Below are 13085 nucleotides of genomic sequence, written 5' to 3'. Positions count from 1 at the left end.
TGTAGAATGTAGAACAGGGGAATGAGCAACGACAGCAATTGCGGCTGCACGGGCGACACCGTCAGGGCCGAACGCGATCCCGCCTATCGAAGGGCCTTGTGGATCGTCGTAATTCTCAATCTCGGCTTCGGCGCGATCGAGATCGTCGGCGGGTTCATCGCCAACAGCCAGGCGCTGAAAGCCGACTCGCTCGACTTTATCGGCGACGGCACGATCACGTTGGCCGGCCTCGTCGCGATAGGCTGGACTGCGCTCGCCCGCACGCGTATCGCCTTAGCCCAAGGCCTGTTCCTGCTGTCGCTTGGCATAGGGGTCATCGGCGTCGCGCTGTGGCGTGCCCTGACCGCGGTTCCGCCCGAAGCCGAGCTGATGGGCGGCATCGGCGCCGCCGCCCTCCTCGTCAACCTCACCTCGGCCGCGGTCCTCTCGCGGTTCCGCGAAGGCGACGCCAATGTCCGGGCGGTGTGGCTGTTCAGCCGCAACGACGCGATCGCCAATGTGGCGGTGATCATCGCCGCCGGCCTCGTCGCATGGACCGGGCAAGCCTGGCCCGACCTTGCAGTCGCCGCCATCATTGCCACGCTTTTCCTGCATTCGGCCTATGAGATTCTACGCAGCGCGCGGACCGAATTGCGCGAACTGTCGACTGTGCCCGGACAATAGGGCCAATGCCCCCCGCCCGCCGCTTTCTCTCTCTGCTGATCGCGCTCGCTGCAATCTGCGGCCTCGTCGTGCCGACGGCACAGGCCCGCACTGATGCCGGCGAAGTCCAGACCATCTGGCGCCTGCTGGACTATGTTGCGGTCGACTATGGTGGAGCGGTCTCGAATGGCGCGGTGACGAGCACGGTCGAATATGCCGAGATGACCGAGTTTTCCGCCACCGTTCGCAAGGGGATCGAAGCGCTTCCGGTATCCCCGGCGCGGGCTCGCCTTGTCAGTGAAGCGGGACAACTCCAGACGGCGATCGCATCGAAGGCGGACCCCGGCAAGGTGGCTGGCCAGGCGCGCGGACTCGCGGCGGACCTCCTCGCCGCCTACCCTGTGCCCCTCGCGCCGCGCAACGCTCCAGATCCCCGGCGCGGAGCCCAAGTCTATCTGGAAAATTGCGCCAGCTGTCACGGCGCGCGCGGCGATGGCAATGGACCTCAGGCCAAGGGGCTCGACCCGGCACCTATCGATTTCACCGACGCCGGACGCGCTCGCAAGCGCAGTCTGTTCGCGCTCTATCAGGTGATAGGACAGGGGCTCGAAGGCACGTCCATGCCCAGTTTTGCCCATTTGCCCTCCGACGACCGCTGGGCGGTAGCAGCCTATGCCGGTGGATTTGCCTTTCGCGACGTCGCAGCCGGCCGGCGTGTCTGGAACCAGACCCCTGCGGCGCGCGAACTGGTCCCCGACCTGCAAGCCTTCACGAGTCTCAGCCCGGAAGTGCTTGGTCGTGGGCTGGGATCGGAGCAGGCCGACGCGCTTACCGCCTATTTGCGCTCAGATCCCCAAGCATTGACAACCGCTTCGCCCGCGACGCTTGCGGTTGCCCGTGACAAATTGGCGCAAAGCCTTGCCGCGTACCGCAAGGGAAATCGGAGCGAGGCAGAGCGTCTCGCGCTGTCCGCCTATCTCGACGGTTTCGAACCGATTGAGCCGATCCTGACGACGCGCGATTCCGCCCTTATGGCGCAAATCGAATCCGCGATGTCCGATTATCGCGTGTCCATCGCGCGAGGTGTGCCGGTCGATGCGGTCGCGGGTAAAGCCGCCGCAGTCGAAACCCTTTTCGCCGATGCCGAAGCTGCACTGTCTCCCGATGCAGCCAGCGACGCATCGACCTTTGTCGGGGCGCTTACCATCTTGCTGCGCGAGGGTCTCGAAGCGCTTCTGATCATCGTGGCGATGATCGCTTTCTTACGAAAGGCCGAACGGCCTGAGGTCCTACCCTATGTCCATGGCGGCTGGATCGCAGCCCTGGCAGCCGGCGGCGCAACCTGGGCAGTCGCGACCTATGCAATCTCGATCAGCGGAGCGAACCGCGAGTTGACAGAGGGATTTGGCTCGCTTTTCGCCGCAGTCGTTCTCGTCTGGGTCGGCATCTGGATGCACGGAAAGTCACATGCGGAGAGCTGGCAGCGCTATATTCGCGAAGCGATGGGCAAAGCGCTTTCACGTCGCTCGGCCTGGTTCCTGTTCGGGCTCGCTTTCCTCGTGGTCTATCGGGAAGTCTTTGAGACCATCCTGTTTTTCGCAGCTCTCGCCGCGCAAGGAAGCCGCAGCGCGATCGCCGCCGGAGCCGGAACCGCAGTGGTGATCCTGGCAGCAATCGCATGGGTCATGCTTCGTTACAGCCGGGTCCTGCCGATCGGAAGATTTTTCGCTTACAGCTCTTCGCTCATCGCTATCCTCGCGGTTGTCCTGGCCGGCAAGGGCGCGGGCGCGCTACAGGAAGCCGGCCTCCTCGGCATCACCCCGCTAGCTCATTTTCCCCGCTTCCCGGCGATGGGGATATTTCCTTCGCTCGAACCGTTGTTGCTCCAGCTTCTCGCGCTTGCAATCCTCTGGATCGGCTATCGTTACAACAGTCGGCAACATCGCCGCATCGAGACAGCGCCCGGTCGATGAGGGGAATCATCACGGGGTCGGCGCACTCCTCCTTGGCCGTAAGACGGCTTCCGAAAAGAGCCTCCGAGCCAGAGTGCTTACCCGGCGCCCGTTACGCACACGAGTTAGGCCTGCTATTGCGACCCGATGCCCGAAACGTCCAACTGGAACGGCCGACTTAGCCTCGGCGACTATCATGCTCTCTGGTCGGGTTCGGTTGGCGATGCCGCCGCGCACCGCCATTTTGCGGCGCAGGCAGTGTTTTGTGCCGAGCCGCTTACCGTGGTCGATGCTGATGGCGCGCGCCTGTCGGGGCGTTGCTTGCTCATCGAACCCGATACCGTGCACCGGCTGCTCCCCGCGCCCACGGCTGAATTATGGTTCGTCGAGCCGACAGTGGTCTTCGGTCCGCCGGTAGATCTGAAAGACCGGCTGATCTGCTCCGATCCGATTCATGTCGCGCTGCCGGGACAGCGGTCCTTCTGGAAAAACTGGCTCACGCGAGGCGCCCGACCCCCGCTCGATCCGCGCATCACCCGCGCCGCCGCCTCGATTGACCGCCTGATCCCCATGGGCTCTGTCCGTCTCGCGGCTGTGGCGGAGGAGAGCCGCCTTTCGCTCGGCCGCTTCCGGCATCTCTTTGCCGCCGAGATCGGCATGCCCTTCCAGCGCTTTGTGCTCTGGCGAAGGTTGATTATCGCCTTCGACGAATTGGGAATGCGCCGCAGCGCGACCGAGGCCGCACACATGGCAGGGTTCAGCGACAGCGCGCATTTCGCCCGCACGATCAAGGCGATGTTCGGTATCCGGGCAAGCGACCTTTTCATCGAATCATAGCCTCTCCGTTCAAGCCGGTGCGTGATCGCGCCTGGTAGAGGCGCATCATGTCAGACGCACACAGAGACTTCGTCCCGGCACTCGGCAAGAGCGGATCGCTCGACCGCTACGATGCCGCCATAGCCCTCATGACCAGAGAGAAAAGATGGCGAAGCGACTTGCTGCGCTTCGCCGAACCGCGGCCGGGCGAGCGGATCGTCGATATCGGGTGCGGCACGGGAACCTTTGCGATCGCCCTCAAGCAGGCGGCGCCGGAGAGCATCGTTCTGGCGGTCGATCCCGACCCCGCCGTGCTGGAAATCGCGCGCGCCAAGGCTGAGGTTGCCGATGCCGAGATTCGATGGTTCGAGGCTATGGGCGACGAGCTGGACGGCATCGACGCACTCCGGCAATGCGACAAGATCGTATCGAGCCTGGTCCTTCACCAGTGCCCGATGGCCGTTAAGGAAGCGATTGCCGCGCAGATGTTCAGGCTCCTGAGGCCGGGCGGGACCCTTTTCATAGCCGACTATGGCGAGCAGCGCTCGCTGCTGATGCGCATGCTTTTTCGACAGATCCAGCTGCTCGACGGGTTCGAATATACCGAACCCAACGCTAAGGGCTGCGTCCCGGTGATCCTTAAAGCCGCGGGTTTCGAGGCGGTCGAAGAGATGAGAGTCATCCCGACGCCGACCGGCTCGATTTCAATCTATGGGGCGAAGCGGTAGTTTCTCGCCCGGCCCGCGCGGTCGCGGCTAGCCGCGCCAGTGACGCCCGCGGTGATGGTGGTGCATCCGGCGCTTCTGATAGCGCCGCTCGTAGCGGTCCCGCCGTTCATAGCGGCGATCATGGCCGCGGTAGTAGGGATCGTAGCCACGATAGCCACGATCATAGCCATAATTGGGCACGCCGTGGCGTGAGGAACGATAGTCGCGGTCATGACCACGTGGCGCGTCATGTCCGCGGCTATATCCCCCGCGATCGCCATGGTGCTGGGCAAGCGCTGTTCCGGGGAGCGCGAAGGCGAGCATCGCGGCCGCGATCGTCATCAGTTTTCGCATGTCAGTCTCTCCTTTTCGTGGCGTTCAAAATCCCCCTTCATGTTTGAATGCGCTGTGAATATTGGCTCCGATGCTGCCGATCGGACGGTGACCCGGCGTCTCCATGCGACAGGCCGATGGCGGGAGAGACAGTATCGCGCCGCATGGTGGGCACCCGTCCCGCGTGGACGAAGCGGGACGGGTGCGGGCCCTCATTTGCCCTTTGCCGCTACCGCGGCCTGGACTCGGGCCTCGACCTGTTCGGGGCTCGGCTGGACGAGCATCTCGCCATTGACGAAGAAGGTCGGCGTGCCCCGGACGCCGACCGCACGCGCGTCGGCGATGTCCTGCTCCATCCAGGCCATCGCATCGGTTGTCGGCATCGCGCGCGCCTTCGCGACATTGAGGCCGGCCTTCTCGGCGGCCGCCCAGGCACCGTCCATCTTGCCGTCGTGCCATTCGGGCTGCGCTTCGAGCAGGGCGGCCGTCACCGGCTCGAGCTTGCCCTGGACGCGGGCGGCTTCGAGGATCACGATCGCCTCGGCCGAGCCGGGGTGCAGCGGCAGGTAGCGCATAACGAGACGCACATCCTTGGGATATTTGGCAACGATGCCCTTCACCGTGGGATAGAAGGCGCGGCAGGCCTCGCACGACGGGTCGAAAAATTCGACGATGGTGACCGGGGCATTTTTCGGTCCGATGATCGGCGAATGCGGGCGAATGAGGCTGTCGACGGGCCCCGCCACGACCTTCTTCGTGGGTTCGCCCTCGGCGGTTCCGCTGTAGAGCATCGCGCCGCCGGTGAAAGCGAGTGCGGAAACGACAAGCGTGGCCACCACTCCGATGCGTTTGTTCATGATTTCAGTCTCCTTTGGAAGTTGAGCAAGAGGGTGAGGATGAGCGCGAACGCGGTCAGCGACGGGAGGGGCAGCGGCACGCCTCCGATTGCCATGCTCTCTCCCGAGCATGATGGACCGCCGGTGCAGGGGACGATCGGGGCCGGAATGACGCCGACGTAGAGCAGGCTATGATAGAAAGCGACGAGACCACCGCCCGCAGCCAGCGCCAGCCCATAAGGAACGATGGCGCGGTCCGACCTGAACGCCGCGATGCCGAGAATGATCGCAAGCGGGAACATGAAGCTACGCTGGAACCAGCAGAGGTCGCACGGCGCCTGGCCCATGACCTCGCCGACGAAGAGGACGGCCAGGCTCGACAGGAGGGCGATTGCCCAGGCCGCGCCGAGCGGACGCCATTTGTGCGGCGCGAGCAGCGGAAAGCTCGTCATCGCCGGCCACCTTTGAACTTGGACTTGGGCCGTCGCGGCGGCGGTGGCGGCTTGCTGTATTTGGACTTGAGGTAGCTGAGCAGGATGCCGTCGATCGACGCGATCATTCGCTGGAAGCTGGTCTTGATGCCGGGAAGCCGGAGCCAGGCAAAGGGCCCGCGGCAACGATAGCGGTGAACGAACTTCGTCCCGCTCGCCGTCGGCGTCAGGATATAACTCTCCTCGAACTGGAGGATGAAGCTCGGCTTGACGTCGAGTATCAGCTCCTCGCCCGGGCGCGCGGAGAGCACCGCCGCGGAGACTTCGAGAAACTTGGGCTTGTGCGGATCCATGCGCATCGAATAGCGGATCGCGATCGGGTCCTCGGCAAGCTGCTCGATCCGGACATAGGGATTCCAGATCCGGTGGTTCTCGAAATCGCCGAGGACCGCCCATATCTGCTCCGGACTATAGGGGAGGTCATGCTCCCGCTCGAACTCCATCAGCTTAACTCCTCTATCGATCGGCCGCCGGGCTTTGCCCCGCGCCGATGTCGGTGACGCCCGCAGGCGATGGGTCGGCGTGCGCGCCGCCCGTCGTGAACCAGCGGCGCAAGCGCGGGACCATCCGGCGTTCGAAGCCCGCCGCGAGGCTGAAGGACGCCGGCACGATCAGCAGTGTCAGCATCGTCGACAGGATGAGCCCGCCGATCACCGTGACCGCCATCGGCGCGCGCCATGCGCCGTCGCCGGTGAGCGACAGCGCGGTCGGGATCATGCCCGCGACCATCGCGACCGTGGTCATCAGGATCGGCTGCGCGCGCTTGTGTCCGGCGTCGACAATCGCCTCGTCGCGCGGCACCCCCGACGCCATTTCCTCGATCGCGAAGTCGACGAGAAGGATGCTGTTCTTGCCGACGATACCGAGCAGCATCAGCACGCCGATGAACACGGGAAGCGAGAGCGGATAGCCCGTCAGCAGCAACGCGACCGCCCCGCCGAGCGGGGCGAGCAGAAGCGAGCCCATGTTGACGAAGGGCGGGATGATCTTGCGATAGAGTAGGATCAGCACAGCGAGCACGAGAAAAATCCCCGATACGACCGCGATCGCGAAGTTGCGCAGCATCTCGGCCTGCCACTTGGCGCTCCCGAGTACCAGCCGCGTGACCCCGGCGGGCAGCGCCTTGAGCGCCGGCAGCGCCTCGACCTTGTCCATCGCCTGACCGGTCACGAGACCCGGAGCCAGGTCGGCCCCGATGGTGAGCTGGCGCACCTGGTTGGTCCGATTGATCTGGGTCGGGCCGGCGCCGAAGCCGATCTCGGCCACAACCGAGAGCGGCACCGTTCCCCCGTTCCGGGTCGGAACAGGCATATTGCGCAGCGTATCGAGCCGCTCGCGCGCGGTTTCCGCAAGCGCGACGCGAACGGGGATTTGCCGGTCGGACAGCGAGAATTTCGCGCTATTCTGGTCGATCTCGCCCAATGTCGCGACGCGGATCGACTGGCTGAGCGCCTGCGTCGTCACGCCGAGCTGCGCCGCGAGCGCGAAGCGCGGGCGAATGACGATCTCGGGGCGCTGAAGATTGCCCTCGACACGCGGCGACCGGATTTCCTTCACGCGGGCCATCTCGGCAAGCAGCCGGTTGCCGACATCTTCGAGCTTCTTCGGGTCGTCGCTGCCGAGCGTGATCGAGATGTCGCGGCTGCTGCCGCCGCCGCCGCCATGCTGCGACTGGAAGTTGATTCGGGCATCGGGAACCTGCGCTAGCCGCGGCGCGCGGTCCTTTTCGAACTCGGTCGAGGTCAGCTCGCGGTCCTTGCGCAATTTCAGATAGACCGTCGCCGTGCCGACATCGATCCGCGACAGGGCGGATTCGACGAGCGGGTCGCGCTTCATGAGATCGGTCACCTCGTCGGCCACTGCCTCGGTCTGTTCGAGCGTTGCGCCCGGGGCGAGCTGGATGGCCACGCGGCTCGTGTCGGAATCGATCGACGGCTGGAAGGTCATCGGGAGCAGCGAGAAGCTGAAAATGGTCGCAAAGAGCGCCAGCACACCGATGCCGACCACCCAGACGCGATGGTCCTTGATGTAACCGAGCCATTTCCAGCGCCCGCCGCGCGCACGCGCGGCAGCGGCCCCGCTGGTGTCGAGGCTCCAGCGCAAGATGCGCATATAGGTGTCGATCAGCGGGCCCTCGCCATGCTTTTGCGGACCCTGCGCAGAGAGAAAATAGGCGGCGAGCATGGGTGTGATCATGCGCGCGACCGCGAGGCTCATCAGCACCGCGGCCACGACCGTCAGTCCGAAATTCTTGAAATATTGCCCGGCGACGCCCGGCATCAGCCCGACCGGCAGGAACACCGCGACGATCGTCATGGTTGTCGCGAGCACCGCGAGGCCGATCTCGTCGGCCGCATCGATCGAGGCCTGATAGGCCGATTTGCCCATCCGCATGTGGCGCACGATATTCTCGATCTCGACGATCGCATCGTCGACCAGCACGCCGGCAACGAGGCTGAGCGCGAGCAAGGTCATCATGTTGAGCGAGAAGCCCATGAGGTCCATGAACAGGAAGGTCGGGACCGCCGACAGCGGGATGGCGAGCGCCGAGATCAACGTCGCCCGCCAGTCGCGCAAGAAAAGGAAGACGACGACGACCGCGAGGATCGCGCCCTCGACCATCGCATTGATCGCCGAATGATATTGGCCTTTGGTATATTCGATATCGCTGAACAGCTCGGTGAATTTGACCTTGGGGTTTTCCTTCTCGAGTTTTCGCAGCTCCTCGACCGCAGCGTCATAGACGGTCACATCCGAGGCGCCCTTGGCGCGCTCGAAGCCGAAGGTCAGCACCTGCCGCCCGTCCTGCTTCGAGACCGAGCGCTGCTCGGCGTAGAGATCCTTGACCTCGGCGATATCGGCGAGGCGCACGGTCCGGTTCGTCCCGACCGAGATTAGCGTCTCGCCGAGCGCGTTGGCGCTGCTCGCGTTCCCGAGGATACGCACCGCCTGCTCGGAGCCCGCGACCTCCATCCGGCCGCCGGCCGCATTGACATTGAGCTGGACGAGCTGGGTGTTCACCGCGGCGGCGGTAAGGCCGTAGGCGCGCATGCGTTCGGGGTTGAGGATGACGCGGATTTCGCGGCTGACGCCGCCCCGGCGATAGGCGTCGCCCATGCCGGGGACCGCGATCAGCCGCTTCGCGACGACATTGTCGACATACCAGCTCAATTCCTCGAGCGTCATATCGGTGGCCGAAGCCGACCAATAGGCAAGCGTGTTGCCCGAGGTAGAGAGGCGGATAACCTGCGGTTCGAGGATGCCGTTCGGCAGGTTGCTGCGGATCTGGGTGATCTTGTCGCGAATGTCAGTCACCGCCCGGTCGATCGGCGTGCCGATCGCGAACTGGACGAAGGTCTGCGACTGGCCTTCGGTAACCGTCGAATTGAGCTCGTCGATCCCCTCGATCGTCCGCACCGCCGCCTCGACACGCTGCGTGACCTGCGTTTCGAGTTCGGTGGGCGCGGCGCCCGGCTGGGCGATGATGACGATGGCGCCCGGAAAATCGATGTCGGGATCGCTCTGGACCCCCATCATGAGGAAGGAGACGATGCCCGCCACCGTCAGACCGAAGAACATGACGAGCGGCGGGATCGGGTTCCGGATGGACCAGGCCGAGATATTCTTGAAGTTCATCCTCTCTCCCCCTTCCGGTTCGATCCCACCGCGACTGTGCGCCCTCAGCCCATGCTGCGATCGCGATAGGCGAGCAGGCGAAGCGCGTTGGCGACGACGACGAGGGTCGAGCCTTCGTGCGCCGCGACCGCCGCACCGATTCCGAGTCCGAAGATCGTCGCCGGCACGAGGACCACGACGACGCCGAGGCTGACCACCAGATTCTGGCGGATGATGCGGCGCGTCTGGCGGCTAAGTCCGATCGCGAACGGCAGATGAGCGAGGTCATCGGCCATCAGCGCGACGTCGGCGGTTTCGAGGGCAACATCGGACCCCGCGGCGCCCATCGCGATCCCGACGGTGGCGCTCGCCATCGCCGGTGCGTCATTGACGCCGTCACCGACCATGGCGACCGGCTGCTGCGCCTTGAGGTCGCGAATGGCGTCGACCTTCTGATCGGGCATCAGGTCGCCCCAGGCCTCGTCGATCCCGACCTCGGCGGCAATCGATTCCGCGACCTTCTGGTGATCGCCCGAAATCATGATCATCCGGCCGATGCCGAGCTCGCGCAGTTTGGCGATCGCGGTGCGCGCCGCTTCGCGCGGCGTGTCCATCAGACCGATCGCGCCAAGATCGCGGTCGCCCATACGAACGACCATCGTCGTGCGGCCCTGCTCGCGGAGGCCGGCGATCGCAGCCGCCACTTCGCCGCCGATCGGCGCGATGCCGTCGGCACCGAACATTTCGGCCTTGCCGATCAGGACGGTTTCGCCCTCGACCTTTGCCGTGACGCCGCGACCCGTCAGGCTGTTAAGGTCGTCCGCCACCGGTACGCGCGTCGACGTCAGCATGGCCTCGCCATCGCGCGCGATGGCAGCGGCAAGCGGATGATCGCTCAGCCGCTCGACCGCCACCGCGATCCGCAGCAGTTCCTCCTTCGGCACGCCGCTGGCCGGCAGGACGTCGGTGATGCGCGGCTTTCCTTCGGTGAGCGTTCCCGTCTTGTCGAACGCCAGCGCGGTCAGCGAGCCGAGATTTTCGAGCGGGCCACCGCCTTTGACCAGCACGCCGCCGCGCGCCGCACGCGCAACGCCCGACAGGACGGCACTCGGCGTCGCGATCGCGAGCGCGCACGGGCTTGCCGCGACAAGGACCGCCATGGCGCGATAGAAGCTGTCGCGGAACGGCTCGTCGACAACGACCCAGGCGAAGAGCAGGACGAACACAAGCGCGAGCACGCTCGGCACGAAGATGCGCTCGAACTTGTCGGTGAAGCGCTGGGTCGGCGATTTCTGCGTTTCCGCCTCGCTCACCATCTTCACGACCTTAGCGAGCGTGGTATCGGCCGCAAGACGGGTTACCGCGATCTCGATCGCGCCATAGCCGTTGATGGTGCCCGCGAAGACGCGATATTTTGCGTCGAGTGCATCGGGCTTTGCCGCGGCCTGCGCACGATCGGCCACCGGTTCCTTGTCGACGGGGACGCTCTCGCCGGTCACCGGAGCCTGATCTATCGCCGTGCGGCCAACGACGACGAAGCCGTCGGCGGCAAGACGCTCGTTGGGCTTGACGATGACGGTGTCGCCAATCGCCAGCTGCTCGACCGGGACTTCGCGAGCCGTCCCGTCGGCATCCTTCACCGTCGCGGTCTGCGGCGCCAGCTCCGCAAGCGCCTCGATTGCGCGCTTGGCGCGGCCCATGGCATAATGTTCGAGCGCATGGCCGAGGCTGAAGAGGAAGAGGAGCAGCGCGCCTTCGGCCCACGCACCAAGCGCGGCAGCGCCGGCCGCGGCGACGAGCATCAGCGTGTCGATCTCGAAGCGCTTGAGCTTCAGATTCTCGATGGCCTCGCGGACAGTGAACCAGCCACCGAAGCCATAAGCGGCAATATAGAATGCGAGCGGCACCCACTCCGGCGCCGCGGCGAGCTTCTCGATCGCAAAGCCGATGCCGAGGACGAGACCGCACAGCAGCGCGAAGATCAGCTCGGTCCGCTCGCCGAAGATGCCGCCATGATCATGGCCATGGTCGTGGCTATCCTCGCCCGTATGGCCATGTTTGTGATCTGGCCCATGCGCGTGATCCGGACCATGGTCATGGCCATCATCGCCATGTTGGTGGGCGGCTTGTGCCGGGGCAGCCGCGGCGACGGCAGTCGATTTCTGAGTGACGCCCATATCCGAGAGTGTCTTTCTGATCATTTCGATGGAGGTCTCCGAGCGCTGGAACTCGGCGCGCAGCGTACCGGCGGCGCCGACTTCGGCCTCGATCACGCCCGGCATTTCGCGAAGCTTCAGTCCGATCGTCCGCGCGCGACGGGCGTGGCCGACGCCTTCGAGGTCATCCCAGAAGAGATGCTGATACTGGCCGGTGAGCTCGGCACCGGCGCTGCGCGCGAGCTGCCGCACGCGTTCGAGCGGGAGAATATCCGGACGGTAATGGATGCAGAGCTGTGGCGGCGAACCGTCGCTTGAGCGGACAACATGGACCTTGTCGACGCCTTCGCGTCCTTCGAGTTCGCTCGTCAGGCGCGCGACGCAGCGGTCGGCGGTATCGGCGACTTCGGGGAGGAGAAGCGGAATATCGAGCCGCAACTGGTCACTCATGATGCCATCCTTTTCTGTTGGCGGTCGGCAATGCGATCCGGGCGCATGTTAAACGCGCGGCAGGATGAGGTGCGGGAGCCATTGCGGGATGCGACCCGGCTCCCGCACCTCCCTGACAGCCGGAAATCCCTGCCCGTGGTGAGGGGGGCGATTGAGAGGGGCCTCCGACGGCCAGGTTTCGAATTCAAGATCATGCGCGGCGCCCGCTTGGCCGCGCGTAGCGGGACTGAACTGTCGTGCGACGGAGTTGCTGTTCGAGCGCCATGTTCGAGCGCTTGAGAAAAACGCTGCAAACCCGCCGCAGAATGGGATAGCCGAGCCATGAGAAGAGACCCGCGCATTCCAGGCGATGGGTAACCTCCACCCCTTGGCCGAGCTTTTCGAGCCGGTAGCTCTCCTCGATGACGAGCAGCCCGCGCGTGCCTGTCCGCCAGGAGAAGCCCGTCAGCCAGTCGAGGCCGGTTATCCGCCCCTCGGATGCAAATTCCGGACCCCGCTTCCCGCGCGGAGAATAGACATAGCCTACGCGCTCATCATCTCCCGGACGATCGGTGAAACGGAGCGTCGGATGCCAGTCGTCGTACCGCTCGATATCGACGAGCAGTCGCCAGACCCGCCCGATCGGGACCGGCAAGCGGAGCGAGGTGCCTACCGAGAACATCGGAGACCTCCTCGCTCGCACGAGCTGGTCCGCGACGCAGGCCGGGGACCTGCGCCGCGGTGTAGACCGGCAAGATGCCGGTCAGCTCTGAACATCGGGGGGCTCCGCGGCGGATTTCCCGCCGAGGATTTCGACCGCTTCGAGCGTGATGAGCCCGATGTCCGGTATTTCGGTCAGCTGCGCCGCAAAGTCGCGGAGCCGCTGCTCCTCGTCGATGATCTCGATCACGACCGCCCGGTCATTCTCCAGCGCATGCTTGCGGTGGAGATGCGCCGAGCGACCGAAACCGAGAACCGCTTCGAGCACCGTAACGCCTGCCAGCTTTTGCTGGCGAGCGAGTTCGGAAATGAACTCGAAGACCCGCTGATCACCGAAGAAGGCGGATTCATCGGTGTAGATGCGCAAGAGCTTGGATGCTTTTGTCAT

12 protein-coding genes are annotated in these 13085 nt (G+C 64.9%); 4 read left to right on the top strand and 8 right to left on the bottom strand.

Annotated features, from left to right (window positions below):
• Positions 1-21 precede the first annotated feature (21 nt).
• From ATE62_RS00640 to ATE62_RS00625, 4 genes are all read left to right on the top strand, one after another.
• Complete coding sequence (locus tag ATE62_RS00640; RefSeq protein ID WP_037553278.1) at positions 22-663, top strand: cation transporter; 642 nt, start codon at positions 22-24, stop codon at positions 661-663.
• Positions 664-668: 5 nt separating this feature from the next.
• On the top strand, positions 669-2615 hold the full coding sequence (locus tag ATE62_RS00635) for a cytochrome c/FTR1 family iron permease (RefSeq protein WP_003046463.1): 1947 nt from the start codon (positions 669-671) through the stop codon (positions 2613-2615).
• Between the two features lie 126 nt (positions 2616-2741).
• Positions 2742-3431: a helix-turn-helix transcriptional regulator gene (locus ATE62_RS00630; RefSeq protein ID WP_003046466.1), complete on the top strand. Its 690-nt coding sequence runs from the start codon at positions 2742-2744 to the stop codon at positions 3429-3431.
• A 47-nt stretch (positions 3432-3478) separates the two neighbouring features.
• Positions 3479-4138 carry a class I SAM-dependent methyltransferase gene (locus ATE62_RS00625; RefSeq protein WP_037553277.1) on the top strand — a complete coding sequence of 220 codons (660 nt, stop codon included), beginning with the start codon at positions 3479-3481 and terminating at the stop codon, positions 4136-4138.
• Positions 4139-4165: 27 nt separating this feature from the next.
• Here the strand turns inward: ATE62_RS00625 and ATE62_RS00620 are convergent, their stop codons facing one another.
• The 8 genes from ATE62_RS00620 to ATE62_RS00585 form a co-directional block, all read right to left on the bottom strand.
• Positions 4166-4471 (bottom strand): hypothetical protein, encoded by a 306-nt coding sequence (locus ATE62_RS00620; protein ID WP_003046472.1) that lies wholly within the window; start codon positions 4469-4471, stop codon positions 4166-4168.
• Positions 4472-4662: 191 nt separating this feature from the next.
• A complete protein-coding gene (locus tag ATE62_RS00615; protein WP_003046475.1) occupies positions 4663-5307 on the bottom strand; it encodes a DsbA family protein in 645 nt (214 codons plus the stop codon).
• Positions 5304-5738 carry a disulfide bond formation protein B gene (locus tag ATE62_RS00610; RefSeq protein WP_003046478.1) on the bottom strand — a complete coding sequence of 145 codons (435 nt, stop codon included), beginning with the start codon at positions 5736-5738 and terminating at the stop codon, positions 5304-5306. Before ATE62_RS00610 ends, ATE62_RS00615 begins: the two co-directional genes overlap by 4 nt.
• Positions 5735-6220, bottom strand: coding sequence for an SRPBCC family protein (locus tag ATE62_RS00605; RefSeq protein ID WP_003046480.1), 486 nt, complete (start codon positions 6218-6220; stop codon positions 5735-5737). Before ATE62_RS00605 ends, ATE62_RS00610 begins: the two co-directional genes overlap by 4 nt.
• Positions 6221-6233: 13 nt before the next feature.
• The gene (locus ATE62_RS00600; protein WP_003046483.1) at positions 6234-9413 is read right to left on the bottom strand and encodes an efflux RND transporter permease subunit; all 3180 of its coding nucleotides are present in this window, start codon (positions 9411-9413) and stop codon (positions 6234-6236) included.
• 44 nt (positions 9414-9457) lie between these two features.
• Positions 9458-11998: a heavy metal translocating P-type ATPase gene (locus tag ATE62_RS00595; RefSeq protein ID WP_003046486.1), complete on the bottom strand. Its 2541-nt coding sequence runs from the start codon at positions 11996-11998 to the stop codon at positions 9458-9460.
• A 190-nt stretch (positions 11999-12188) separates the two neighbouring features.
• On the bottom strand, positions 12189-12659 hold the full coding sequence (locus ATE62_RS00590; RefSeq protein WP_003046490.1) for an SRPBCC family protein: 471 nt from the start codon (positions 12657-12659) through the stop codon (positions 12189-12191).
• Positions 12660-12740: 81 nt separating this feature from the next.
• Positions 12741-13085: a DUF190 domain-containing protein gene (locus ATE62_RS00585; RefSeq protein ID WP_003046493.1), complete on the bottom strand. Its 345-nt coding sequence runs from the start codon at positions 13083-13085 to the stop codon at positions 12741-12743.

The organism is Sphingopyxis sp. HIX, from assembly GCF_001468285.1.
GTDB lineage: Bacteria > Pseudomonadota > Alphaproteobacteria > Sphingomonadales > Sphingomonadaceae > Sphingopyxis.
This window is presented reverse-complemented; position numbering and strand designations above follow the sequence as displayed.

Bases quoted from the DNA above. Each gene is read 5' to 3' on its own strand.
- ATE62_RS00585 (WP_003046493.1), bottom strand. From the start codon at position 13,085: ATGACAAAAGCATCCAAGCTCTTGCGCATCTACACCGATGAATCCGCC.
- ATE62_RS00605 (WP_003046480.1), bottom strand. From the start codon at position 6,220: ATGGAGTTCGAGCGGGAGCATGACCTCCCCTATAGTCCGGAGCAGATA.
- ATE62_RS00590 (WP_003046490.1), bottom strand. From the start codon at position 12,659: ATGTTCTCGGTAGGCACCTCGCTCCGCTTGCCGGTCCCGATCGGGCGG.
- ATE62_RS00625 (WP_037553277.1), top strand. From the start codon at position 3,479: ATGTCAGACGCACACAGAGACTTCGTCCCGGCACTCGGCAAGAGCGGA.
- ATE62_RS00595 (WP_003046486.1), bottom strand. From the start codon at position 11,998: ATGAGTGACCAGTTGCGGCTCGATATTCCGCTTCTCCTCCCCGAAGTC.
- ATE62_RS00615 (WP_003046475.1), bottom strand. From the start codon at position 5,307: ATGAACAAACGCATCGGAGTGGTGGCCACGCTTGTCGTTTCCGCACTC.
- ATE62_RS00620 (WP_003046472.1), bottom strand. From the start codon at position 4,471: ATGCGAAAACTGATGACGATCGCGGCCGCGATGCTCGCCTTCGCGCTC.
- ATE62_RS00610 (WP_003046478.1), bottom strand. From the start codon at position 5,738: ATGACGAGCTTTCCGCTGCTCGCGCCGCACAAATGGCGTCCGCTCGGC.
- ATE62_RS00630 (WP_003046466.1), top strand. From the start codon at position 2,742: ATGCCCGAAACGTCCAACTGGAACGGCCGACTTAGCCTCGGCGACTAT.
- ATE62_RS00640 (WP_037553278.1), top strand. From the start codon at position 22: ATGAGCAACGACAGCAATTGCGGCTGCACGGGCGACACCGTCAGGGCC.
- ATE62_RS00600 (WP_003046483.1), bottom strand. From the start codon at position 9,413: ATGAACTTCAAGAATATCTCGGCCTGGTCCATCCGGAACCCGATCCCG.
- ATE62_RS00635 (WP_003046463.1), top strand. From the start codon at position 669: ATGCCCCCCGCCCGCCGCTTTCTCTCTCTGCTGATCGCGCTCGCTGCA.